The sequence below is a fragment of the Bartonella sp. CB10SXKL genome (genome assembly GCF_042195515.1).
Taxonomy (GTDB): domain Bacteria; phylum Pseudomonadota; class Alphaproteobacteria; order Rhizobiales; family Rhizobiaceae; genus Bartonella.
Map to the genome: position 1 here is coordinate 119,346 of NZ_JBHION010000003.1, position 22,635 is coordinate 141,980.

Annotated in this window: 23 protein-coding genes; 10 read left to right on the forward strand and 13 right to left on the reverse strand. The window is 40.2% G+C overall.

The features are described from left to right. The first annotated feature begins 26 nt into the window (after positions 1-26). Positions 27-1,352, forward strand: a complete 1,326-nt coding sequence (gene tolB / locus ACFIK3_RS02895) for a Tol-Pal system beta propeller repeat protein TolB (protein ID WP_375630936.1) — start codon at positions 27-29, stop codon at positions 1,350-1,352. A gap of 1,081 nt (positions 1,353-2,433) precedes the next feature. On the opposite strand, the gene ACFIK3_RS02900 is transcribed toward tolB, so the two are convergent. Next, positions 2,434-3,180: a YebC/PmpR family DNA-binding transcriptional regulator gene (locus tag ACFIK3_RS02900; RefSeq protein ID WP_254492472.1), complete on the reverse strand. Its 747-nt coding sequence runs from the start codon at positions 3,178-3,180 to the stop codon at positions 2,434-2,436. Between the two features lie 368 nt (positions 3,181-3,548). Here ACFIK3_RS02900 and ACFIK3_RS02905 point away from each other — a divergent pair, with 368 nt between their 5' ends. The 9 genes from ACFIK3_RS02905 to ACFIK3_RS02945 all read left to right on the forward strand — a co-directional run bounded on the left by ACFIK3_RS02905 (position 3,549) and on the right by ACFIK3_RS02945 (position 14,118). Next, positions 3,549-4,250, forward strand: a complete 702-nt coding sequence (locus ACFIK3_RS02905) for a DUF1013 domain-containing protein (RefSeq protein ID WP_273790461.1) — start codon at positions 3,549-3,551, stop codon at positions 4,248-4,250. A gap of 205 nt (positions 4,251-4,455) precedes the next feature. Beyond that, positions 4,456-4,977 carry a peptidoglycan-associated lipoprotein Pal gene (gene pal / locus ACFIK3_RS02910; RefSeq protein ID WP_273790460.1) on the forward strand — a complete coding sequence of 174 codons (522 nt, stop codon included), beginning with the start codon at positions 4,456-4,458 and terminating at the stop codon, positions 4,975-4,977. A 52-nt stretch (positions 4,978-5,029) separates the two neighbouring features. Continuing rightward, positions 5,030-6,847 (forward strand): tol-pal system protein, encoded by a 1,818-nt coding sequence (locus tag ACFIK3_RS02915; protein ID WP_375676221.1) that lies wholly within the window; start codon positions 5,030-5,032, stop codon positions 6,845-6,847. Positions 6,848-6,865: 18 nt separating this feature from the next. Further along, positions 6,866-8,353 (forward strand): tRNA lysidine(34) synthetase TilS, encoded by a 1,488-nt coding sequence (tilS, locus tag ACFIK3_RS02920; protein WP_375659893.1) that lies wholly within the window; start codon positions 6,866-6,868, stop codon positions 8,351-8,353. 114 nt (positions 8,354-8,467) lie between these two features. After that, positions 8,468-10,630, forward strand: a complete 2,163-nt coding sequence (ftsH, locus tag ACFIK3_RS02925; RefSeq protein WP_375676222.1) for an ATP-dependent zinc metalloprotease FtsH — start codon at positions 8,468-8,470, stop codon at positions 10,628-10,630. A gap of 552 nt (positions 10,631-11,182) precedes the next feature. After that, positions 11,183-12,556, forward strand: a complete 1,374-nt coding sequence (gene glmM / locus ACFIK3_RS02930) for a phosphoglucosamine mutase (RefSeq protein WP_375617881.1) — start codon at positions 11,183-11,185, stop codon at positions 12,554-12,556. Positions 12,557-13,176: 620 nt separating this feature from the next. Then, entirely contained in the window at positions 13,177-13,353 is a 177-nt protein-coding gene (locus ACFIK3_RS02935; RefSeq protein WP_375657488.1) for a hypothetical protein, read from the forward strand. A gap of 119 nt (positions 13,354-13,472) precedes the next feature. Further along, positions 13,473-13,718, forward strand: coding sequence for a HigA family addiction module antitoxin (locus ACFIK3_RS02940; protein WP_375676223.1), 246 nt, complete (start codon positions 13,473-13,475; stop codon positions 13,716-13,718). 280 nt (positions 13,719-13,998) lie between these two features. Continuing rightward, positions 13,999-14,118: a type II toxin-antitoxin system RelB/DinJ family antitoxin gene (locus ACFIK3_RS02945; protein ID WP_375630941.1), complete on the forward strand. Its 120-nt coding sequence runs from the start codon at positions 13,999-14,001 to the stop codon at positions 14,116-14,118. An 841-nt stretch (positions 14,119-14,959) separates the two neighbouring features. Here ACFIK3_RS02945 and virB11 read toward each other — a convergent pair. From virB11 to ACFIK3_RS03005, 12 genes are all read right to left on the reverse strand, one after another. Beyond that, a complete protein-coding gene (virB11, locus tag ACFIK3_RS02950; protein ID WP_375676224.1) occupies positions 14,960-16,012 on the reverse strand; it encodes a P-type DNA transfer ATPase VirB11 in 1,053 nt (350 codons plus the stop codon). A gap of 17 nt (positions 16,013-16,029) precedes the next feature. Further along, positions 16,030-17,208, reverse strand: coding sequence for a type IV secretion system protein VirB10 (gene virB10, locus ACFIK3_RS02955; RefSeq protein WP_375676225.1), 1,179 nt, complete (start codon positions 17,206-17,208; stop codon positions 16,030-16,032). A gap of 27 nt (positions 17,209-17,235) precedes the next feature. Further along, complete coding sequence (gene virB9 / locus ACFIK3_RS02960; RefSeq protein ID WP_375630944.1) at positions 17,236-18,087, reverse strand: P-type conjugative transfer protein VirB9; 852 nt, start codon at positions 18,085-18,087, stop codon at positions 17,236-17,238. Between the two features lie 2 nt (positions 18,088-18,089). Beyond that, complete coding sequence (locus ACFIK3_RS02965) at positions 18,090-18,761, reverse strand: virB8 family protein (RefSeq protein ID WP_375613221.1); 672 nt, start codon at positions 18,759-18,761, stop codon at positions 18,090-18,092. Then, on the reverse strand, positions 18,758-19,036 hold the full coding sequence (locus ACFIK3_RS02970; protein WP_375676226.1) for a type IV secretion protein VblB7: 279 nt from the start codon (positions 19,034-19,036) through the stop codon (positions 18,758-18,760). Before ACFIK3_RS02970 ends, ACFIK3_RS02965 begins: the two co-directional genes overlap by 4 nt. A 14-nt stretch (positions 19,037-19,050) precedes the next feature. Continuing rightward, positions 19,051-19,962, reverse strand: a complete 912-nt coding sequence (locus ACFIK3_RS02975) for a type IV secretion system protein (protein ID WP_375634437.1) — start codon at positions 19,960-19,962, stop codon at positions 19,051-19,053. Between the two features lie 61 nt (positions 19,963-20,023). Continuing rightward, on the reverse strand, positions 20,024-20,308 hold the full coding sequence (locus ACFIK3_RS02980; protein ID WP_375676227.1) for an EexN family lipoprotein: 285 nt from the start codon (positions 20,306-20,308) through the stop codon (positions 20,024-20,026). A 280-nt stretch (positions 20,309-20,588) separates the two neighbouring features. Then, positions 20,589-20,966, reverse strand: a complete 378-nt coding sequence (locus ACFIK3_RS02985; protein ID WP_375676228.1) for an EexN family lipoprotein — start codon at positions 20,964-20,966, stop codon at positions 20,589-20,591. 280 nt (positions 20,967-21,246) lie between these two features. Then, on the reverse strand, positions 21,247-21,603 hold the full coding sequence (locus tag ACFIK3_RS02990) for an EexN family lipoprotein (protein ID WP_375676229.1): 357 nt from the start codon (positions 21,601-21,603) through the stop codon (positions 21,247-21,249). Beyond that, on the reverse strand, positions 21,603-21,983 hold the full coding sequence (locus ACFIK3_RS02995) for an EexN family lipoprotein (RefSeq protein WP_375676230.1): 381 nt from the start codon (positions 21,981-21,983) through the stop codon (positions 21,603-21,605). The genes ACFIK3_RS02990 and ACFIK3_RS02995 overlap by 1 nt, the downstream gene beginning before the upstream one ends. Further along, entirely contained in the window at positions 21,983-22,360 is a 378-nt protein-coding gene (locus ACFIK3_RS03000) for an EexN family lipoprotein (protein WP_375676231.1), read from the reverse strand. The genes ACFIK3_RS02995 and ACFIK3_RS03000 overlap by 1 nt, the downstream gene beginning before the upstream one ends. Further along, positions 22,360-22,632: an EexN family lipoprotein gene (locus tag ACFIK3_RS03005; RefSeq protein ID WP_375676232.1), complete on the reverse strand. Its 273-nt coding sequence runs from the start codon at positions 22,630-22,632 to the stop codon at positions 22,360-22,362. Before ACFIK3_RS03005 ends, ACFIK3_RS03000 begins: the two co-directional genes overlap by 1 nt. Between the last annotated feature and the right edge of the window lie 3 nt (positions 22,633-22,635).

The following is a 22,635-nucleotide window of genomic DNA, read 5'->3' on the forward strand; positions in this document are numbered from 1 at the left end:
AAGCGCTTAACGAAAGGACACATTCCATGATGACTATAACGAGACATAAAGTTTTTGCTTGGTTTATTGTCACTTGTGGGTTGTGGCTTTCAAGTAATTCATCGGGTTATGCGCAATTGAAAGGAACTATTTCGAGCGCTGATTTTAATCCCATTCCCATTGCAATTACAGACTTTATTTCCAATGATTCGATTGGGTTGAAAATATCTGCTGTGGTGACAGCCGATCTTGAACGGTCGGGGCTTTTTTTACCGCTTGATAAAGCAAATTTTTTTGAAAACATTTCTAATCCTAATAAACAACCGCATTTTGCTTCTTGGCAGAAAATAAAAGCGCAAGGTTTAGTTACTGGGCAAGTCATGAGAGAAATCGATGGACGTTTGAGGGTCGATTTTCGTTTATGGGATGTTTTTGGACAAAGACAATTGAAAGGACGGCGTTTTTATACCGCGACAGAACGTTGGCGGCGTGTGGCACATATGATCGCAGATGAGATCTATAGTGAGATGACAGGAGAAAGTGGTTATTTTGATACACGAATTGTTTTTATCGATGAAACAGGCCCCCAAAATGCACGCATTAAACGCTTAGCAATGATGGATCAAGATGGCGCAAATTTGATTTATATGTCTGATGGAAGTGAATTGGTGCTTACGCCGCGTTTTTCTCCAAAAAGACAAGAAATGACCTATATGGCTTATGAGGACAATCAAGTACCTCATGTTTATCTCCAACAAATTGAAATGGGGCAAAGAGAGTTGATCGGAACGTTTAATAACATGACAATTGCTCCACGTTTTTCTTCTGATGGACAAAAAGTTATCATGAGTTTGTTACAAAATGATGGGAGTGCCAATCTTTACACCATGGATTTACGAACCCGTACGATGACGCGACTTACAACAACTTCTGCTATTGATACTTCTGCTTCTTATTCACCGGATGGAAAACAAATCGTCTTTTCTTCAGATCGTAGTGGAAAGCCGCAAATCTATAAAATGAATGCGGATGGGAGTGATATTCAGCGTATTTCTTCAAACGATGGGAGTTATTCAACACCTATTTGGTCTCCACGGGGTGACTATATCGCCTTTACAAAACAATTAAACGGACAATTTTCTATCGGTGTTATGCGCCCTGATGGACAAGGAGAACGAATTTTAACCACGGGGTTTCACAATGAAGGACCAACTTGGGCCCCTAATGGTCGTGTGCTGATGTTCTTTCGCAAAAATCCCGGTATGGGACCAAAAATTTATACGATTGATATTACGGGTCGCAATGAACGTCAATTACCCACCCCCAATGATGCTTCAGATCCAGCATGGTCGCCTTTGCTCAATATACAGTAAAACAAAATGCTTAAAAACAGAATATAGAAGGAATACAGTCTCAAGTTTAAACAATCTCAATAGTTTTTTAATTATTTAAAAGAAGGAATTGATTATAGTGGGCATGGGGAGTTATGTAGGTTTCATCTATCATCTACGGTTGTTGATCGATAATGGAATTTCCTTGGGGGAAAATGCTTAAAAAAATTCAAAACAATACCTTGAAAAAATAGAGCCGAAAATTCTAAGATCTCTAGATTTCAACTTTTTATTCAAAGTGTCGCTATATATATTTTTTTAAACTTCCTCTTCGATTTTGTTTGTGAAGAGTCCTCTTGTCAGGGGGGCTTTTGCTCTTTGATGTGTTTTATTCAAGTACGCGGTTGTTTTAGGTCTGAATATTGATTGATTGGTAAGAGCAAAAGGACAGATTTTTAAGATAAATGACGTTATTTTAGAAATATACGATGCCATAAAGTTAATGCCATAAAGTCAAAAATTTATCCGCAACAGATTAGAGAGATGTACCGCCTTTTTGTACAATACTTTGCTAAACAATCAGCTCTGGCTTTCTATTTGCTTATTTTTATTCTGTGATGTTATAAAAACACTGTCCTTTGAAGTGTGGTGATATAGGGCGTATAAATAGGACGTATAAACCTCCTTGATATATTCTAAGTGTTTTTAAGTGCGTGGCGAATATTTAGGGGAGTGCATGTTTGTTGAGCCTTAAGTTTCAAGTGAATTTTATGAGTGATTCGTCATAGGAATACGTTAGGAAAATCCCAATTGTTTAGAGGCTAGATCATTTTCATCACTTGAGAGCGGAGAGGAGGTTCATCTTAAAGAACAAAAAGATCAAATGAGAGAGGGGATATAGGGATAATTTTTGGGGCATGTAAGAAAGGCGTGAGGCTACAGAGTTTTGTATGCTTTCTTTTTTTGGTTATGTTTTCTGAAATTAATTGCGGTTTTCTTGTTGCACTGACAGCTTTTCCCCGCTATTGACGCGGGGCTTTTATATGTGCGGATAAAGAGGAGAAGTGACAGATGCTTTTGAAGCCCTCATGAATGAAGAGAGGGCTTATGCAAATGATGGGAATTATACAGACAATTTTGCCAAAATCTCATCACTGACATCAAAATTGGCATAAACATTTTGCACATCATCATCTTCTTCTAATGTTGAAATCAGCCGTAAAACGGACAAAGCTTTTTCTTCATCTATTGGTGCAAGGGTGGTGGCTTTCCAAATCGTTTTAATCGATTCTGCTTCACCAAGTTTTGCTTCAAGTGTTTTGGAAACTTCACCAATATCTTCAAATGCGCAGGTAATATGATGTCCGGTTTCTTCTGATTGCACATCTTCGGCACCGGCTTCAATTGCTGCATCCATGATGTTATCGGCTGTCCCTGCTTCTGGCTTATAGATTATTTCACCAATCCGATTAAACATGAAACTGACCGATCCTGTTTCCCCTAAGGCTCCTCCTGATTTTGTGAAGGCGGCGCGCACATTTGAAGCGGTGCGGTTGCGGTTATCGGTTAAAGCTTCAACAATGACGGCAACGCCACCTGGTCCATAGCCCTCATAGCGTACTTCATCATAATTTTCGACATCGGCGCCTGACGCTTTTTTAATCGCGCGTTCAATATTATCTTTCGGCATCGATTGTGCTTTGGCATTTTGAACAGCCAGCCTTAAACGTGGATTCATGGCTGGATCAGGAGCACCTTGTTTTGCTGCTACGGTAATTTCGCGTGCAAGTTTAGAAAATATTTTCGAGCGCATTGCATCTTGACGCCCTTTACGGTGCATAATATTTTTAAATTGTGAATGGCCTGCCATAGTTTTCCTTCCTATTTGAGGGCTTTCTTTCCAGTTGGATACTCTTTAGAATTTAAGGCGATAAAGCACGCATCCCACCAGAATAAATGTGCCACAGCATGAGGTGAAATAATCGAATAAACCCTTTATAAGAAAATTCATCTTAAAGGTAAAGACACCTTAGTTGAGGATCATTACAAGAGAGATCTCTTGTCGTTGAGCAAAAATAACGCTATAACAGAATGTAATCTCATAGCAAAATGGTTTATTCCATGCCTCGCTTTGTTTTAGGAGTGGTTGGAGAGACCTAAACATATAAAAAAGTTCCAGTGCTCTTGAGTGGGCGGTAACCTGCCTCATAGAAGAGGCGCAGAAGAGGATTTATAAAAATGGCAACGCAACTTTTGATGCCCAAAGCAACAGCTGTTTGGTTGGTTGATAATACAGCTCTTTCTTTTGATCAGATTGCAGAATTTTGTAAATTGCATGTCTTGGAAGTAAAAGCTATTGCCGATGGTGATGCGGCTTATGGTATTAAAGGTTTAGATCCGATTAGTTCTGGGCAATTGACGCGCAGTGAAATTGCACGGGTGGAGGCTGATCAAAACGCACGATTGAAAATTTCTCAATCTAGGGTGCATATTCCTGAAAAAAAACGTAAAGGGGCGCGCTATATCCCTCTTTCTCGACGCCAAGATCGTCCCAATGGTATCCTATGGTTGGTTACAAACCATCCCGAGTTGAAAGATGCACAAATTGCACGGTTGATTGGGACAACAAAAGCGACAATTGAACAAATCCGCCTTAGAACCCATTGGAATAGTGCAAATTTGGTTCCTCTTGATCCTGTAGGGCTTGGTTTGTGTTCGCAAATCGATTTAGATTTTGAGCTCCAGCGTGCGGCGAAAAATCGCCCTGTTGCTGCAGAAGAAGATAGGTCGTTGCTTCCCGCTTCTGTGACGGAAAACGCTGCTCTAGAGGAAAATGAGAGTGAAGACAATCTGCATAAGACTTTTGACGCTGATAAAGTTTTTGCAAAGCTGAACGCGCTGCAAAAAAATCGTCAAGATCAAGATCAAGATGATGCATAAAAAGCCATGACGCATAAGGGAAACATTTCTTATGGAAATGTTAGAGGAATGGCCAAAGAGAAGAAAAATTGGCAGAGACTTAAAAGTAAAAATGAGGACGAAAAAAAAACAGAAAAAATTTCGTCTTCATTAGGAATTAACGGTTATTCTTAAAAATATTTTTAAGAATTGACCCTTCTTTACCAAATTCAAGGAGAAACGGACTATGCGCTCTACCAAAAAAACCATCTCTCATTCCTTAGCTATCCTCTTTCTTTTTTCACTATGCTTGGGTGGGTGTGGCAAAAAAAATGTTGGTGCACTTAACGGTATGAATGGCGCTTATATGAATGATGCTGGTTTGAATCAGATGTCACCAGGTTCAGGACAAGAATTTACGGTTAATGTGGGTGATCGCGTGTTTTTTGGTCTCGATTCTTCTTCACTTGATGCTGATGCTGAACGTATTTTAACGCGCCAAGCAGAATGGTTGCTTCATTATCCTTATTATTCTATTATGATCGAAGGTCATGCTGATGAGAGGGGAACACGTGAATATAACTTGGCACTTGGACAGCGCCGTGCTGTTGCTGTGCGAAACTATTTGGTGTCTCTAGGTGTGTCTGCACAACGGATTCAAACAATTTCTTATGGAAAAGAAAGACCTGTAGCAGTATGTGATGATATTTCCTGTTGGAATCAAAATCGACGTGCTGTGACAACGTTGAATGACATGAATAGTCATTAAAAAGAAGATTGTTTGTTTCAACTATTTAATAAGCTCTTAAGGGGAAAAAAGAATGTATCGTAAAATCAATTGGAAAACACTCTTTTATATGGGGGTTTTCATAGCTTGTTCTACTTCACTTGTTCAAAGTGCGGCACGAAAGGCTTCCGAATATCCTGCACATGATACGGATAAAGTTGATGCAGTTGATAAGGCAACTGATGACGTGAAGAAAGCACCTGAAGCAGCCGATAAAGCAGCATCTGATGCGGCGGAAAAAGCCACTGACGCTGTTGATAAGGCAACTGATGATGTGAAGAAAGCACCTGAAGAAGCTGATAAAGCAGCATCTGATGCGGCGGAAAAAGCCACTGACGCTGTTAATAAGGCTGTCGATGATGTGAAGGAAGCGCCTGAAGCAGCCGATAAAGCAGCATCTGATGTGATAGAAAAAGCCACTGATGCAGTTGATAAGGCTGTTGATGATGTGAAGAAAGCACCTGAAGCAGCTGATAAAGCAGCATCTGATGCGGCGGAAAAAGCCACTGACGCTGTTAATAAGGCTGTCGATGATGTGAAGAAAGCGCCTGAAGCAGCCGATAAAGCAGCATCTGATGCGGCGGAAAAAGCCACTGACGCTGTTAATAAGGCTGTCGATGATGTGAAGAAAGCACCTGAAGCAGCTGATAAAGCAGCATCTGATGTGATAGAAAAAGCCACTGACGCTGTTAATAAGGCAATTGATGATGTGAAGAAAGCACCTGAAGCAGCCGATAAAGCAGCATCTAGCGCGGTGGAAAAAGCCACTGACGCTGTTAATAAGGCTGTCGATGCTGTAAAAGAAGCACCTGAAGCAGCTGATAAAGCAGCATCTGATGTGATAGAAAAAGCCACTGACGTTGTTGATAAGGCTGTCGATGATGTGAAGAAAGCACCTGAAGCAGCTGATAAAGCAGCATCTAGCTCGGTGGAAAAAGCCACTGACGCTGTTAATAAGGCAATTGATGCTGTAAAAGAAGCACCTGAAGCAGCTGATAAAGCAGCATCTGATGTGATAGAAAAAGCCACTGACGCTGTTAATAAGGCTGTCGATGCTGTAAAAGAAGCACCTGAAGCAGCTGATAAAGCAGCATCTAGCGCGGTGGAAAAAGCCACTAGTGTTGCGGAGCACCAAGGGATTATTTTAGAGAATCAACAGGCTTTATTTAAAGATTATGATTTAGATAAGCTTTTGCATAAGATACGAATGGTGCTTGAGCATAACAGTCTAAAAAATGTTAACAAGCAGTTTCACGAGCTTTTTGATACAGAAGCCTCTTCTGTTTATTCTTGTTCTTTTGAAAAGTCTGCTGTAGATGAAAAATCTCAGACTGTAAAAGAAGAGATAGAGCAGGACCATAGTACAGGTGATCAGACAAAGGTTGCTGCTGTGGAAGCTAAGGTGGAGAGCCATGATCATGAAAACAGTCAACCTTTTAACAAAGCGCATGAAGTAAGTGCTCCAATTGAAGCACATCAGAGTGACAATCTTTCTTCTTCTAAAGCTTTGTATAAGGAAGGGTATGATTTTATTCGTTCTGCTAACTATGTTGATGCTGAAAAAAGCTTTTGCGCTTTTCAAAATCGTTACAAAAAAGATTCTTTGAGTGATGATGCTTTATTTTGGTTGGCCGAATCTTTGTTGGGGCAAAAACGCTATCATGAAGCAGCACAAGTTTATCTTACCGCATGGTATGCAGATAAAAAGAAGCTCTATACCTCTGAGATTTTGCTGAAATTAGCAAGAAGTATGGTCGCTCTTGAGCCAAATAAAGACGATTGTGCTCATTTTGTGAAAAAATCAAAACGTCAACAAACATTAGCATCTGTTTTTTGTAAATCTGCAAAATAAACAGCGAGGTCGTTTTCGGTGTGCGTTAGACTGGCAAGAAATCTCTTTAAAACATCGGATTTTATTCAATGTCAGAAGTTGATTCTTGCCGTCTCAGGGGGAAGCGATTCTTTGGCTTTGATGTTTTTGGTCAAAGAGCATTTGGAAACTCTCGCATTTCCTCCAGAAATGATTGTTGTCACGGTTGATCATCAATTGCGTAAAGAATCGATGCGTGAAGCAGAAACTGTTGCGAAAATTTGTCGTGTCCATGATATTCAACATATCACTGTGCGATGGGAAGGCGAAAAGCCAAAGACGCATATTGCTTCCAGCGCGCGTGTTGCACGCTATGATCTCTTGGTTAAAGAAGCACAAAAACAAGGCGCATCACTTATTATGACGGGGCATACACTCAATGATCAGGTTGAGACCTATCATATGCGGTATCAACGTCTCCAAAAGAATAGAGGTGCTTTATATAGTGAAGCTGTTGCTATGCGCGATGAGGTTTATGCCAGTGGTTTTGCTGGTGCTTTGCGCGGTGAAGCCGAGGGTATACGTGATGAGGATCATACCAGAAAAACGAGAAAAAATATTGCCGAAAAAAACTATGGTTCCCTCTATGAGCGCGGTTTATCCTGTATTCCGCGTGAGGCGTTGTTGCATAGAAAAGTGCGTTTGATTCGGCCACTCCTTGGTGTAAAACGCCAAACATTACGGAATTATTTACGCTTACAAGGACAAACATGGATTGATGATCCAACCAATGAAGATCGCAATTTTGAACGTGTGCGCGTGCGTCAATCTCTTTCTCCACAAAAATTGGCTTATATTGCTCAAAAAATAAATGAAGCCGCATTGCAGCGTCGTCAACAAGCCAAAAATATTGCTGATTTGATCTTAGCGCTGGATATTACTGTCCAACATGGGCGTTGTTTCATAGCAAAGCCTGCGCTATTTTTACAGAAACATTCCAGTTTTCCTTTCGTGGTGGGGCTCTTTGCTGTGCTGATGGGAGGGGGATTTTATTTGCTCCCCAATCAGAAATTAAGCATGCTTGTTCAAAAACTCTGTCTCGATTCTCCAGAAAAGAAGCGTTTTACTTATGCGGGTTCTGTTATTGAATATAACAAGCACGGAATTTCTTTGTGGCGTGAAGGGCGAAATATGAAAGAGGCTATCGTTGAGCCAGATAAAACTTTTATATGGGATGGGCGCTATCATATCACAAATCATGGATATGAGGCTATAAAGGTTGGAGCCGCAAATTTAGAACAGCTGAAATTTTTATTAAAAAATAGCGATTTTGAGCTTGAAAAGCCTCATTTTCCCTCTTTACAATCGCTGCTGATGATCTCAAATCATAAAGGGTATGATATTCCAGAGTTGATTTCTCAAGCAGTTGTTCATAAACATGTTATCGTCAAGCGGATTATGGCACCTTTCGATTGGCTTTCCTCACGAGAAGATGCTGCCTTGGTGAATGTTGTGGAACCTTTTTTTAATATTGAGGTGAAAAGATAAAGGAAAATTACTCTAAAAGAAAATAAACAGCTTCTCATCCCTTGGCAAGGGGCTGACAAGGTTATATGTTAAGGGGAACTGTTTGAAATCTATATTTGATTAAGTGGGCTGAATATGAATTCCAATTACCGCTCTCTCCTTATTTGGGGAGTTATTGCCTTGATTTTGATTGTGTCGTTTTCTCTCTTTAATGGAGATAGCCAACGTTCTGGTGGTGGAGAAGTCTCCTATTCTGAATTTTTGCAAAAAGTTGAGAATAATGAGTTGAAATCTGTGACCATTCAAGGTCAAAAATTAACAGGGAAAACCATTGAACATAGAGCTATTTCAACCTATGCTCCTCGCGATCCAGGTTTGATACAAAAGTTGGAAAGCAAAAACGTCAATGTTAAAGCTATTCCTGAAAGCTCTGGAAATAGCATTTTCCTCAATCTCCTCTTTTCCTTATTACCTGTTATTATTATCGTGGGGGCGTGGGTCTTTTTTATGCGGCAAATGCAAAATGGATCACGTGGTGCAATGGGATTTGGGAAATCGAAAGCAAGATTGCTTAATGAAGCGCAAGGACGTATTACCTTTAAAGATGTTGCTGGCGTTGAAGAAGCAAAGCAAGATCTTCAAGAAATTGTTGAATTTTTACGCGAACCACAAAAATTTCAACGCTTAGGGGGGCGTATCCCACGCGGTGTTTTGCTTGTTGGTCCTCCAGGAACCGGTAAAACTTTGCTAGCACGTTCTGTGGCAGGTGAAGCCAATGTGCCATTCTTTACCATTTCAGGGTCTGATTTTGTTGAAATGTTTGTTGGTGTTGGGGCAAGCCGTGTGCGCGATATGTTCGAACAGGCTAAAAAAAATGCACCTTGTATTATCTTTATCGATGAAATTGATGCTGTAGGGCGCCATCGGGGGGCTGGTCTTGGCGGTGGAAACGATGAACGTGAACAGACCTTAAACCAGTTGCTTGTCGAAATGGATGGATTTGAGCCCAATGAAAGTATTATTCTTATTGCCGCAACAAACCGTCCTGATGTCCTTGATCCTGCTTTATTGAGACCAGGGCGTTTTGATCGGCAAGTTGTTGTGCCAAACCCTGATGTTTCTGGGCGTGAGCAAATCTTGAAAGTGCATGTGCGCAACGTGCCTTTAGCGCCTAACGTTGATTTGAAAATTTTGGCAAGGGGAACACCAGGATTTTCCGGTGCGGACCTGATGAATCTGGTCAATGAAGCTGCTCTTATGGCTGCGAGCCGTAATAAAAGAGTTGTCACGATGCAAGAATTCGAAGATGCCAAAGATAAGGTGATGATGGGGGCTGAACGTCGTTCAACCGCTATGACACAAGAGGAAAAAGAACTCACTGCTTATCACGAAGCAGGACATGCTATTGTGGCTCTTAATGTGCCGGTTGCTGATCCTGTCCACAAAGCAACAATCGTTCCAAGGGGAAGAGCATTGGGAATGGTGATGCAATTGCCTGAAGGCGATCGCTATTCTATGAGTTATCGGTGGATGATTTCTCGTTTGGCTATTATGATGGGTGGACGTGTGGCTGAAGAATTAAAGTTTGGAAAGGAAAATATCACCTCCGGTGCTTCTTCTGATATTGAGCAAGCAACGAAATTAGCACGTGCAATGATCACACGGTGGGGATTTTCTGATCTGCTTGGAAATGTAGCTTATGGCGATAACCAAGATGAAGTCTTTTTGGGTCATTCTGTTGCGCGAACACAAAATGTCTCTGAAGAAACAGCACGCATGATTGATATGGAAGTGCGTAAGCTTATTGATGATGCCTATAAAAATGCGACAAACATTTTGAAAACAAAAAGAAAAGAATGGTTTGCTTTGGCACAAGGTTTGTTGGAATATGAGACTTTAACGGGAGCTGAAATTAACGAAGTTATTGCAGGAAAGCCTCCTTCACGCACACAGAAAGATGAGGGTGCTGCGCCACGGGGCTCTTCTGTTCCAAAAACTGGAAAAATGAAGACAGAGACAACAGTGGTAGATGAAAAAAACGCTGAAGCAGTCTCTAAAACAGCGCCTCATAAAGTAGAGACCGATAAAGGCGAGGCAGGCAAAGCAGAGGCAGCTGTTGGGAAAAAAACAGCAAAATCCAGTAATGTTGTGCTTAAGGAGGCTCAGTCTAAAGAAGTGCAATCGGATGATACTGAGAAAAAAGCACAAAGCACAAAAGGTACTACAAAATCAGTCAACCGCTCTAAAAGTAATGCTGAAAAGAAGTCCAATACTGCGGGAGATGATAAAGAAAAATAAGAATTATTTAATACCGCTTGAGTGACGATGTTTTAGGAAAACTTCTAATTTTTTTGAGAAAGGCGCAAGTTTTGTTTGCGCCTTTCTTGTAATATTTGCAAAAATATGGAAGCAAAAAATTAAGCAAAGCCGTTGTATTATGACGGCTTTAGCATGCTACAAGGCGAGGTGGACTGTTGCTTTTCTAATGTGGTAGGGTTGTGAGGTTAGGCGATAGATTTCCTTGCTGATTTTGTAGGGTATGAGGTTTGGTGCTGGGTTTCTTTACGGATTTAGCAAGTGTGTGAGATTATCCGTTGGTTGTATTAAAGGGGTGTATAGAGCATTTTGAGGAGATAATATTGCTTTTATGTGGAAGGGTGTAAACATAATTGCTTGAGAGTGGTTTAGATGTGTAGATGGTGAATAGGGGGCTTGATTGTTTAAATGCATGAAGGTTTAGATCAATGATCTGATTTTATACGGGGAGCGGGGGGGACTATTGTACCAAGGGGGCTTGTTAGGGGTTTAAGGAAAAGCCAAGGGAAGAATTATATATTAAAGGAAAGAGGCATGGTGCAAAAATATTTTGGTACAGATGGAATTCGGGGGAAAGCCAATTCATTTCCTATGACACCCGATTTTGCCATGAAGGTGGGGATGGCTGTAGGGGTTTTATTTCGCTCACAACATCAATCTCATCGTGTGGTGATTGGCAAGGATACACGATTATCTGGTTATATGTTGGAAAACGCTTTGGTTTCAGGATTGACTGCTGCGGGGATGGAAGCTTTTTTATTGGGTCCAGTGCCAACCCCTGCTGTTGCAATGCTTTGCCGCTCTTTGCGAGCGGATCTTGGAGTGATGATTTCTGCTTCTCATAATCCGTTCTATGATAATGGAATTAAACTTTTTGGTCCTGATGGTTTTAAACTTTCAGATGATATGGAAGCCAAAATTGAACAATTGATCGATACAGATCTTTCAAAATCTTTAGCAAGTTCTGCCGAAATTGGTTATGCAAAACGGGTTGAGGGGGATATTTATCGTTATATTGAATATGCCAAACGAACTTTGCCGCGTGATGTTCGCTTAGATACTGTGCGTATTGTTGTGGATTGTGCCAATGGGGCTGCTTATAAAGCGGCTCCCCGTGCTTTATGGGAATTGGGGGCTGAGGTTTTTGCTATTCATGATGAACCCAATGGGACCAATATTAATCAAAAATGTGGATCAACCGATTTAAGCTCTTTAAAACGAAAAGTGCATGAAGTGCGTGCTGATGTGGGGATTGCTCTTGATGGAGATGGAGATCGTGTTCTCATTGTTGATGAAAAAGCACAAACGGTTGATGGAGATCAGTTGATTGCTGTAATTGCTGAAAATTGGCATAAAATGGGACGATTACGGTGTAATGGTGTTGTCACAACGATTATGTCAAATCTTGGACTGGAACGTTTCTTGAATAGCAAAGGGTTGCACCTTGTAAGGACAAAAGTTGGAGATCGTTATGTTGTCGATGCCATGCGCCAAAAGGGATATAATGTTGGTGGTGAGGCTTCTGGCCATATCGTGCTCAGTGATTTTGGCACAACGGGTGATGGCTTGGTGGCTGCATTGCAGATTTTAGCCTGTATGAAGGAAAGTCAAAGCCCTATGAGCCAATTGTGTAAACGGTTTGAACCTGTACCGCAAATTTTAAAAAATGTAACGATTAAAAATAAAAATGTCCTGAAAAAAAATCCAGTCAAAACGGCCATTGATCAAGCAGAGAAGCGGTTGGGAAAAGAGGCACGGCTGGTGATCCGTGCTTCTGGAACTGAGCCGGTTATCCGCCTTATGGCTGAAGGCGATGCACGAGAAGTATTGGATACTGTCGTGACAGAGTTGATGGATGTTATTATTCATCATGATGTACGCATGGGGACTGCACTTGAGGAATCTTGATTTTTTTGAGAAAATTATCAGATCATCTTTGAATAAAGGTCTGATTTTAATGCGGGATTTTGGCAATTACAAAAGGTATGATTATTAACTTTGTTAGTGATGTAATAACGGTAATGGATACTCTATCTACGAACAAATTAAATAAAAAAGGGAAAAGTCTAATTCTAATAACTACAATGCGTATAGAGTTCTCTATAGTTCGTAAGATATAAAAAATATGCCTTTTTTGATTTTCCTTTTTCTTTTACTTATTCGTAAACCGGTTATTAGTTTAACAGAGTTTGTAGGGGGGGGAGTTTATTAGTGTTATTCATTCTTTTTACTGGACATACAGCGGGTGCAGCGCCCCATGAACATCAAACAGCAATGGTCATTGTGGTTATATCATCTTGATGTTTCTAAGTGCCGCTGCCAATTGGAGATATGATACGCTCCTATTACGTTTAGCTCCTCCTAATTATGAACTTATACTTTTCCAATAATTAGTAGAATAATGAGAAAGAGATGAGAATAAGCAATTTTTTCACGACAGTTCTAATGTTTATAAAGTAAAAAAGCCGTGTGATGTAAAAATAATGAACATTTTTTGGATCTTGGAGGGGTATAATCTATATTCATTTATGATTTTAGGATTTAAACATAAAAGGATTGAAGCCTTCTATAATACTGGTACGACTGAAGGGATTAGAACCGCCCATGCTCAAAAATTAAAGCGTATTCTAAGTGCTCTTGAAGGAGATGTATCGCCAAAAGATTTTGAGTTATCCGTCCTTTTGATTACATCTGCTAAAAGGTGATTTCAAGGATTATTAGTCAATTACTGTAAATGGAAATTGTCGCGTAATATTTCGCTTTGATAGCATAGATGTCGAAATGGTTGATTATCTGGATTGTCATCAAAAAGCAGGTCTAAACAATGATGAAGAATCCTTCACATCTCGGTGAATTATTGCGTGAAGATGTGATCAAAGAGCTTGGTTTATCCTTTAATGAAGCAGCAGAGTGGCTTGGTATATCTCGTGTAGCACTTTCTAGAGTTTTAAATGAAAAAGCCGCTATGAGTGCTAATCTTGCTATTAGGCTTGAAATGGCTGGTGTAAGCACAGCACGTGCTTGGCTTACTATGCAAACAAATTATGATCTATCAAAAAAAAATCCTTAACAACAGTCCCATGATCAAGATTGCATAAAAGAGTTTCAAATGGCAGTTAAGTTTTTGCAACAGAGACAACAGGAGAAAATCAACGCAATAGCGCGTGCAAGATCAATAGATATGATACGGTAAGGGCAAGGATAAAGCCTTATGCTGTATAGCCATACGGTAAAAGAGAGGTAATCAAAGGAGGTGTTTAATATGGGTGTGACAAAAGATGTTGTATGTGCCTGCATAGATAGGGCGTTAAAAAAAATCCGATGAAATATTAGCAAGTTTAGGACTTCCGGTGTCTGATTTTATCCGGATTGCTTTGACAAAAGTTGTTCATGAAAAAGGATTGCCGTTTGATATGTCTATTTCTAATGCGAAAACGCTTAAAACTTTTGAGAAAAGTGATAAGGGTTAAGAGATATAGCTGAAGATAGGTAAGATTTGTTTTGTCATTTGGATATTTGATATTTCTGATCATTCACTTCAAGTTAGCTTTTCATTTACATCATTATCGTTATGGGTGTTTCCGTATATTGAATGATGTATGCAAACCGTGATTGAAACGGCAGCTTATTGAATTTCTGCAAAAGAAGAAGGCATATCGCTTGAAGAATTATTTGATATTGTTTCTTTTATTGCTACTCATTCAGATGCTGGTGGTCTTATGCAAGGGTTAAGAGAAAGCCAAGGAAAGTTAGGTTTAAAAGCATAAGAGTAAAAGTGGGGGATATAAGGTTATACCCTTTTTTGGTGGTCAAAATATTTCGGTGTTGATCGAAGATATTTACAGTCAATCATCTTGGGGAAATTTGATAAAATCAGAAAGGAATGCGTTGAAGAAAATTTTATACTGCGCCTTGATGAATATCGAAAAGAAAAATAATGGATAAGGCAAGTAAAGCAGGATCTCGTATATTACAAGGTGCTCGTGAGGCTCTTGTCTGAAGCTAAAGGTGAAGTGGATACGGAATTTGGTATCTATATTCCTGCAAATGTTGATGTCAAAAAAATCAGAAAAAATATTGGGTTATAGATATCATTTTCGGCACGTTTTGGTTTTCCTGTGGGGCGCATGCGTGATTGGGAATGGGGATGATATTTTTACTTCTTTTTGCTTTCAATTCATTGAAAATGAACTTGAAGCTATGGTGGTAATTTAGCACGCGATGATATCCGCGGCTTATAATCGTGTTTTTAAGAAAGCTCTATTGGTATAGTTTTTGCTTATAAAAAAGGGTGTGATGGGTAGCGTTTTTTTAAAAAGCATCACGGCGTTTGAAAGGATCGTAATAGATTTCTGTTACACGAAATTTGCCTTCAAGGCGTTTGCATTGGATGATGACATCTATCATCGAGATTAATAAGCCGCGGATATCATCGCGTGCTAAATTACCACCACCGTCACTTTCTTTGACTAAAAGGGTCATTTGTTCAAAGGCTGCAAGGGCTGTTGAGGCATGGACGGTGGTAATGGAGCCGGGGTGACCAGAATTGACATTACGGATGTAGTAAAAGGCTGTACCATCACGCAGCTCTTGTAGAAGGATTCTGTCGGGGCGCATGCGTAATCCTGATTCAAGCAGTTCTTTTGCACCTGCTTTTGCTAAGCCTTGGTTATCTTTTGAATAAAAGAGCTGCACTTTGTTGGCGTGCGGAACGACAAGTTCTGGTGTGTCTTCAATGGTGAGAATTCGTTCATAGTCAGGGATTTTTGCAATCAAAGCTTTGGAGAGGGTTGTTTTCCCTGAACCGGTTTTGCCCGATATTAAGATATTTTGTTGTGTAATAACGGCTCTTTCTAAAAAGGTGCAAAAGTCTTTGGCCAGAAACAAATCTGTTAGCTCTTTGTCTGTATCAGAGAGTTCGGATAACCGTTCTGTCATTTGTTGCGTGGGTGTGAAACTGGTGTTTTGGGCGACAGAAAACAGATTGTTTTCATGTAAACTTTCAAGAGAAAAAGTGCGTGATGAAGGTTTACGAATGGTCATGCTAATGGTATTGGCTGCAACTGCTGGAGGCATAACAATTTGTATGCGTTCGTTGTTTGGCAGTGTTGCGGAGAGAACGGGGTTTTCTACACTGATTTTTTGTGTTGTGTAGGCAGCAACAACTTTTGCAATCCCTTCTAGTTCGCCGTAGGTTAGTTCTTTTAAGATGTGGGTTTGCCAACCATTAGGACCCTCAACGATTACTTCGCCAGGGCGATTGATAACAATTTCAAATAAATTCTCATCATTGAGGAAGTCATCTAAGATCTTTAATTTTGTTAAGACGATGGAGGCGCGTTCTGCATTTTTTGCTGAGGGCATAATGTGACTTTATTGGCTTAATGAAAAAAGGAATAGCTGGGAGTAGAGCGGTTTCTTTTGCTCTTTACGACTAGTTTATAGACAGAGGAAAAATCGAGATCTTTTGCTACGAAAATGTTGACGAGTTCGCCTTGAAATTTTTCTAGGGTAGGAGGGATGTTGATTTGATTTTCAAGAGCAATACTGGCGGCCTCTTTTCCAGTGTTGTTTGCGCCTTCAAAACCGCCGCCTCCAGAGTTGTTTGAACCTTCTTTATTGGAATTGCCTACTATTTTATTTGTTAAAACTGTTGTGGCACCATCAATAACGGTGAGTAAAAGGGAAGAGCCAAAGCGTTCCCACCAATGGGTGTTGATGTTGCCATCAAAACCGGCTCTGCCTAAACTGTCGGTTGCGGGTGAGGCAAGGTCGATGATGACACCGGTTGGGGTTTTTGCTCTTGTCCAGAGTACAAAGAGGCGAGATTGACCTTGTTTTATCCCTCCGCGGTATTCGCCAATCACTTGGGTTCCTTTATCAAGCAAAACAACGCGCCCATTGTCAGAGAGGATATCACGGTTGATGATGCAGCTTGCAAAGCCTGGTTGCTCACTGTTTAATGCGGTTTCTAAGATACAGGGAATAGAGGTTCCCATGGCGATGATAAAGTTTCTATTGCCGATGAGTTTTGCTTTTGCTTTTGCTTCTTCTGTTTTGGTAGGCTTTAATAGGGTTGCAAAATTTTGTGTGTCTTGAAGGACAGGAGAATTTTGCGCATTCGCGAGATTTTCAAGGGCATGGAATTTTTCAAAGGGGTTTAGAGCAGTGTTGACGATGTCTTTTAATTGAGATTTAGAGCCTTTGGCAAAAGCGAGAACAGGGGCACGTCTTGCGGCATCAAGTAGTGGGTCATCTTTTTTGGGTTCTTGTGCGAGTGGTTGTGGGGGTGGTAAGGTTATTGGCGCTATGTTTGCACGCGGGTCAGAGGGCGCTAGCTCTAAAGGAGCGAGGGAATTGTGAAAGCTTTTTTCTTGTTTTTTATGAGCTTTTGCGGTGTCTTTTTGTTCTGTGGGGGAGGATAAGATGTTCCAGAGCACATAGCCGCAGATTCCTATACAGGCTATTGCGACAACTATTTTTTTGCCAGCGCTTTTGGCACTATTGTTTTTGCCATCCCCAATAGATCCGCGATCTTCGATGATTGATTTATCACTCATGTGTTGTCCCCTTCAATTCCCGCTTATTTAAAGATCTGATGCAATTTTACGTTCAACAGATGGTGAGGTTGTTCCGGTATTTGGATTTGTGCCTTTTGGTTGATAGGCTTCGTTAAAGACGCATAGGACGTTTTTTCCCTGTCTTAGGGTGAAGCGTGCGCTAATGGCATGGACAATCACCATGTTGCCTCTTGTGGTTTTGGGAACCAGCGATTCTGTACCGTCATTGCTGACAATGTAAATGGCAGGGATTTCTTGGTTGTCTGGAAATGTAAATGTTGTTGTTTTGCCATTGTCATAAACAGAGGAGGGTTCAAGAGTGATAGAGCCTTGAGCGGTGTAAGCCCAATTGCGAGGTCCGTAGGTTTCAGAAGCGTTGAAGACATTATCGATACGCTGGGCTTGTTGTTTTTCTTGTCGCATAAGGGCTGCGAGTCTTCTTTGTTCTGCTTCTTCTTGTGGGTAGCGAAATTTCACAAGGAAATATGTTTCTTGTCCAGAGGAAATTTCTCCATCTTTGACCATCAGTTCAAATTGATAGGAGCGCTTTGAGCCATCAAGCTTTGTGGTGACGACTTGGAGATTGGTAATGGGTTGGACTTCCCGCGCTTTGAGGAAAAGAATATTGCCAGCGGGGGCGACTTCCCATGCAACGCTGTTGCCAATTGCCACATGGGCAATTTCTTCATTGGGAGAAAATTCTATTTGTACCGATGAGCGTATGGAGCCAATAATTTTTGTGACATTATAGGCATCATAGTTGATAAAGCGAATGCGGCTATCGCTTGGCGCACGGGTGGGAAAAATACTGGCATGGCTAGGCGTTAAAGAAAGGGTAATAGCGATGTTAAGAATGAGAAAAAGAATTTTTTTTGTCATGATCAGTTGACCACTTCCGGATCGGTTCTATATTCACTAACAATAAACCCTAGAGGATTTATCAAACGGTTTTGGACAGAGATAGGGGCATTGATATATTCAAAGGTAAGTGTTGCAACCCAGTGGGTGATGAATTCTTTGTTGTTGTCGTTGTCATGAATGGTTCTGTAGTAACGCACTTGGGCGACATCGTCATTGATAAAGGAGATTGATTTTATTGTTATTGTAACGGCGGCGTGTTTATAGAGAATTTGAGGACTTTGGGGATTTCTTGCTCCATACCAGCTGGCAAATCTTTCCTGTTCTTCTGAAGAAGAGAGGAGGGAGACGGTTTGGAAGTTGTGTTGTGTTTCTTCTGTGGTGAAGCCTTCACGGGAGCGGACATATTTTGCAGCAAAGTAGCGTGTGATTGCTTCGTCGACATTGGTGGGACCTTCTTTTAAGGCTTCCACAACTTCGGTGATGCCAGTTGAATTGTCGACGCGGATGACAAAAGGTTCCACGGTTTTAAGGGGTGTGAGGGTGATGACCGCGAGAGAAGACAGTATTGCAACCGCAACCGCGATGCCGGCAATGGCAAGTGAGACGCGGGTGGTGCGGCGTGAGGCGAGCATGCGGTCTTGATCAAACGAGCGCGCTTCAGCAATGTATTGTTCTATGTCTTTTTCTTTCATGCTTTTTGCCCGCAATTTTTGTAAGATTTGATTTCTTCATCCGTTAATTTTTGTGCCAGAAGCGTTTCCAGCTTACCTTCTACGGGTGAAGGGGTGTTGTTACTGATGATAATGGGCGTGGGCGTGGGTTTTTTTCCTTCCCAATTCCACATTGATCTGTTGAGTGGACGTTTAGAATATCCATCACACTTTGGGAGTGACTTCAGTGTGTTTGGTGAAGACATACAGCCACTGAGAAAGAGAAATGGTAAGATAATCCCAATTTTTTTTAACATTCTTCCATTTCCTTTCATTTTATTAGGCCTAATATTGCCATTGCTTTCTGTTCCATCTTATCCATACGCTTCTTCATAGCTTTGAAAGGAGCTTTTACTGCGTCGACGCCTGCTTTCGTTGATCCTGTAAGAGCAGCTCCACCAGAAGCTAAAGCCGATGCGATTTCTGGCAATTTGTAAAAGATAAGAATACCACAACTGCTGATACCTAAAAATTGCACTAAAGCAACGATCATATCTCTAGGACTATCTGAAAGGAGTTTTGTTGCAAGATCGACATATAAACCACCGATTATGACTATTAATACCTGAAGTATGATGAAATTTACTGTTTGATTTAACCATGCTTCTGTAAATCTTCTGGTTGAGGAAAACATATAGAGACTTATGAAGAGTGGACCTACTGATAGGACAAGAAACAAACCAATTTTAGCATATACTGAGACGAAAAAACCGACGCCACAAAAGAGAGCAGAAACTCCTAAGCAGAAAAGACCAGCAAGCCAATAGACAGCAAATGTAAATGTATGTTCTCTGTTGGCAGCATCAAAAACGTGTCCAGCAGCAGTTTGTATCATATTATCCCATACATTTTTATCTGAATGTGCTCCTTGGGTGACATTTGCAATGGCATTCGGCAGATCGTTGAAGAATATATCCCTAACCCAAGTATTATAATGGGTGGCGTTTGTGGCAAGTGCAACAATAATGCCAAGTTTGAAAACTGTTGCTATAAACTCCCATAAGGGCATGGAAGAACGCCCATAGATGATATTGTACCCTATAAATATAATATAGATTGTACAAGACGCTTTAAGCGGAGTAGATAAAGATGATGAGAGATTTCTAATGGTGTCATCCATTACCTTTGTGAGGGGCTCGATCAACCCGTTGTCTATCATGGTAAATATATCATACGCTGCCATTGTTTTTCTCCGCTTCTTATCATACGGGTTCGCGTTCCATACAAAGTCGAATTTTTATGCTTTAATTACTGTCTTCTTTCTTTTCAGATTGTTCTTTCATTTTTTGTTTATCGTCATTTTTACGATATTTATTTAGATAGTTATCAAAATTTTCTTGACGTACTTCTTCTATTGCTTTGTCTAAATTTTTACAATTTTGTGAATCTCCTGTCCATCCACACTTACGTCTCCATTCATCGCGTAAATTTTTATCTTTTTTAAATTCTGCAACACTATAGGTTTTTTCACAACCAGCCGTGATGAGCCCTGTGCAAAGTAGCAATGTTGTTATGAGAACTTTATTCATAGATATTTCCCCTTCTTTCTTTCAGTTTTTGAGGTTTGAGCACAATCTTTAAATTATGCTTGTGTTATCGGTTTTTATAACCAGTGATGATAAATCTAGGGCACAGACATAATGTTGCCATAAATATATTAGAGTGTACGAAGCTCTTTAAGTTGAGCAGCTAAAGCGCAATAGATGCTATCCATTGTCCTTGTAAGTGGCTCCATCAACATATTGTCTATCTTAGTGAATATGCCTTTGGTTACTATTGCCATTGAGATGCTCCGCTCTTCATTATGTTTTAATGGTTATTTTGTTGTTCTTCTGCCGCGCGCTCTTCTGCTTCTCTCTTGGCTTGTTCTTTTGCTTTTTGTTCAGCTTTCCATTTTTCATGTTTAGCTTTTTGTTCAGCTATAAGTTCATCTATACCTTTCCTATACTCCTCTGCTGCTTTACGACTTCTTTCTTCAGCTTGTGCTTTATATTCTTTTTCAAGTTCTAAAAATGCTAACCGCATGTTTTCACAATTCTTTGAAGTTCCTGCAAATCCACATTTCGCATCCCACTCTAGGCGTAATTTTTTATCTTTTTTAAATTCTGCGACGCTATAGGTTTTTTCACAGCCAGCAGCGATAATTCCAGTGCCAAGTAGCAATGTTGTTATGAGAACTTTATTCATAGATATTTCCCCTTCTTTCTTTCAGTTTTTGAGGTTTGAGCACAATCTTTAAATTATGCTTGTGTTATCGGTTTTTATAACCAGTGATGATAAATCTAGGGCACAGACATAATGTTGCCATAAATATATTAGAGTGTACGAAGCTCTTTAAGTTGAGCAGCTAAAGCGCAATAGATGCTATCCATTGTCCTTGTAAGTGGCTCCATCAACATATTGTCTATCTTAGTGAATATGCCTTTGGTTACTATTGCCATTGAGATGCTCCGCTCTTCATTATGTTTTAATGGTTATTTTGTTGTTCTTCTGCCGCGCGCTCTTCTGCTTCTCTCTTGGCTTGTTCTTTTGCTTTTTGTTCAGCTTTCCATTTTTCATGTTTAGCTTTTTGTTCAGCTATAAGTTCATCTATACCTTTCCTATACTCCTCTGCTGCTTTTGCTTCATATTCTTTTTGAAGTTCTAAAAATGCTAACCGCATGTTTTCACAATTTTTTGAAGTTCCTGCAAATCCACATTTTGCATCCCACTCTAGGCGTAATTTTTCATCTTTTTTAAATTCTGCGACGCTATAGGTTTTTTCACATCCAGCCGTGATGAGCCCTGTGCAAAGTAGCAATGTTGTTATGAGAACTTTATTCATTATTTATTGTCCTGTTGTTGTTTAGCGCGCTCTTTTGCTTCTCGTTCGGCTTTAGCTCGTTTTTTAGCTTCAAATTCAGCTTTCCATTTTTCATATTCAGCTTTTTGTTTCGCTAGAAGTGCATCCATACCTTTCTTACGCTCTTCTGCCGCTTCACGTGCTCTTTCTTCAGCTTTTGCTTCATATTCTTTTTGAAGTTCTAAAAATGCTAACCGCATGTTTTCACAATTCTTTGAAGTTCCTGCAAATCCACATTTAGCATCCCATTCTAGGCGTAATTTTTCATCTTTTTTAAATTCTGCTACACTGTGAGTTTTTTCACATCCAGCAGCGATAAGCCCTGTGCAAAGTAGCAATGTTGTTATGAGAACTTTATTCATTATTTATTGTCCTGTTGTTTAGCTTTAGCGCGCTCTTCTGCTTCTCGTTCGGCTTGTTCTTTTGCTTTTTGTTCAGCTTTCCATTTTTCATGTTCAGCTTTTTGTTTAGCCATAAGTTCATCCATCGCTTTGTTGAAGCTCTCTGCCGCTTTCCGGCTTCTTTCTTCAGCTTTTGCGTCATATTCTTTTTGAAGTTCTAAAAATGCTAACCGCATGTTTTCACAATTTTTTGAAGTCCCTGCGAATCCACATTTCGCATCCCACTCTAGGCGTAAATTTTTATCTTTTTTAAATTCTGCGACGCTATAAGTTTTTTCACATCCAGCCGTGATGAGCCCTGTGCAAAGCAGCAATGTTGTTATGAGAACTTTATTCATTATTTATTGTCCTGTTTCTTTTCAGATTCTTGTTTATCGTCATTTGTCGAGCCAGTTCTCCCCCATCCCCATGTTGGAAGACTCTCACGATAAGCTTGCTCTGCGTTTTTACAATTTTGCGAATCGAGATCCCCTGATGTCATACATTTCATTTTCCATTTTTCGTATAATTTGTGATCTTTCTTAAATTCTTCTACACTATGGGTTTTTTCGCAACCAGCAGCGATAAGCGCTGTGCAAAGCAATAATGTTGTTATGATGATCTTGTTCATATT

Coding starts and splice junctions, on each gene's coding strand:
- tolB (WP_375630936.1), top strand. CDS start 27: ATGATGACTATAACGAGACATAAAGTTTTTGCTTGGTTTATTGTCACT.
- ACFIK3_RS02900 (WP_254492472.1), bottom strand. CDS start 3,180: ATGGCAGGCCATTCACAATTTAAAAATATTATGCACCGTAAAGGGCGT.
- ACFIK3_RS02905 (WP_273790461.1), top strand. CDS start 3,549: ATGGCAACGCAACTTTTGATGCCCAAAGCAACAGCTGTTTGGTTGGTT.
- pal (WP_273790460.1), top strand. CDS start 4,456: ATGCGCTCTACCAAAAAAACCATCTCTCATTCCTTAGCTATCCTCTTT.
- ACFIK3_RS02915 (WP_375676221.1), top strand. CDS start 5,030: ATGTATCGTAAAATCAATTGGAAAACACTCTTTTATATGGGGGTTTTC.
- ftsH (WP_375676222.1), top strand. CDS start 8,468: ATGAATTCCAATTACCGCTCTCTCCTTATTTGGGGAGTTATTGCCTTG.
- glmM (WP_375617881.1), top strand. CDS start 11,183: ATGGTGCAAAAATATTTTGGTACAGATGGAATTCGGGGGAAAGCCAAT.
- ACFIK3_RS02935 (WP_375657488.1), top strand. CDS start 13,177: ATGATTTTAGGATTTAAACATAAAAGGATTGAAGCCTTCTATAATACT.
- ACFIK3_RS02940 (WP_375676223.1), top strand. CDS start 13,473: ATGATGAAGAATCCTTCACATCTCGGTGAATTATTGCGTGAAGATGTG.
- virB11 (WP_375676224.1), bottom strand. CDS start 16,012: ATGCCCTCAGCAAAAAATGCAGAACGCGCCTCCATCGTCTTAACAAAA.
- virB10 (WP_375676225.1), bottom strand. CDS start 17,208: ATGAGTGATAAATCAATCATCGAAGATCGCGGATCTATTGGGGATGGC.
- virB9 (WP_375630944.1), bottom strand. CDS start 18,087: ATGACAAAAAAAATTCTTTTTCTCATTCTTAACATCGCTATTACCCTT.
- ACFIK3_RS02965 (WP_375613221.1), bottom strand. CDS start 18,761: ATGAAAGAAAAAGACATAGAACAATACATTGCTGAAGCGCGCTCGTTT.
- ACFIK3_RS02970 (WP_375676226.1), bottom strand. CDS start 19,036: ATGTTAAAAAAAATTGGGATTATCTTACCATTTCTCTTTCTCAGTGGC.
- ACFIK3_RS02975 (WP_375634437.1), bottom strand. CDS start 19,962: ATGGCAGCGTATGATATATTTACCATGATAGACAACGGGTTGATCGAG.
- ACFIK3_RS02980 (WP_375676227.1), bottom strand. CDS start 20,308: ATGAATAAAGTTCTCATAACAACATTGCTACTTTGCACAGGGCTCATC.
- ACFIK3_RS02985 (WP_375676228.1), bottom strand. CDS start 20,966: ATGAATAAAGTTCTCATAACAACATTGCTACTTGGCACTGGAATTATC.
- ACFIK3_RS02990 (WP_375676229.1), bottom strand. CDS start 21,603: ATGAATAAAGTTCTCATAACAACATTGCTACTTTGCACAGGGCTCATC.
- ACFIK3_RS02995 (WP_375676230.1), bottom strand. CDS start 21,983: ATGAATAAAGTTCTCATAACAACATTGCTACTTTGCACAGGGCTTATC.
- ACFIK3_RS03000 (WP_375676231.1), bottom strand. CDS start 22,360: ATGAATAAAGTTCTCATAACAACATTGCTGCTTTGCACAGGGCTCATC.
- ACFIK3_RS03005 (WP_375676232.1), bottom strand. CDS start 22,632: ATGAACAAGATCATCATAACAACATTATTGCTTTGCACAGCGCTTATC.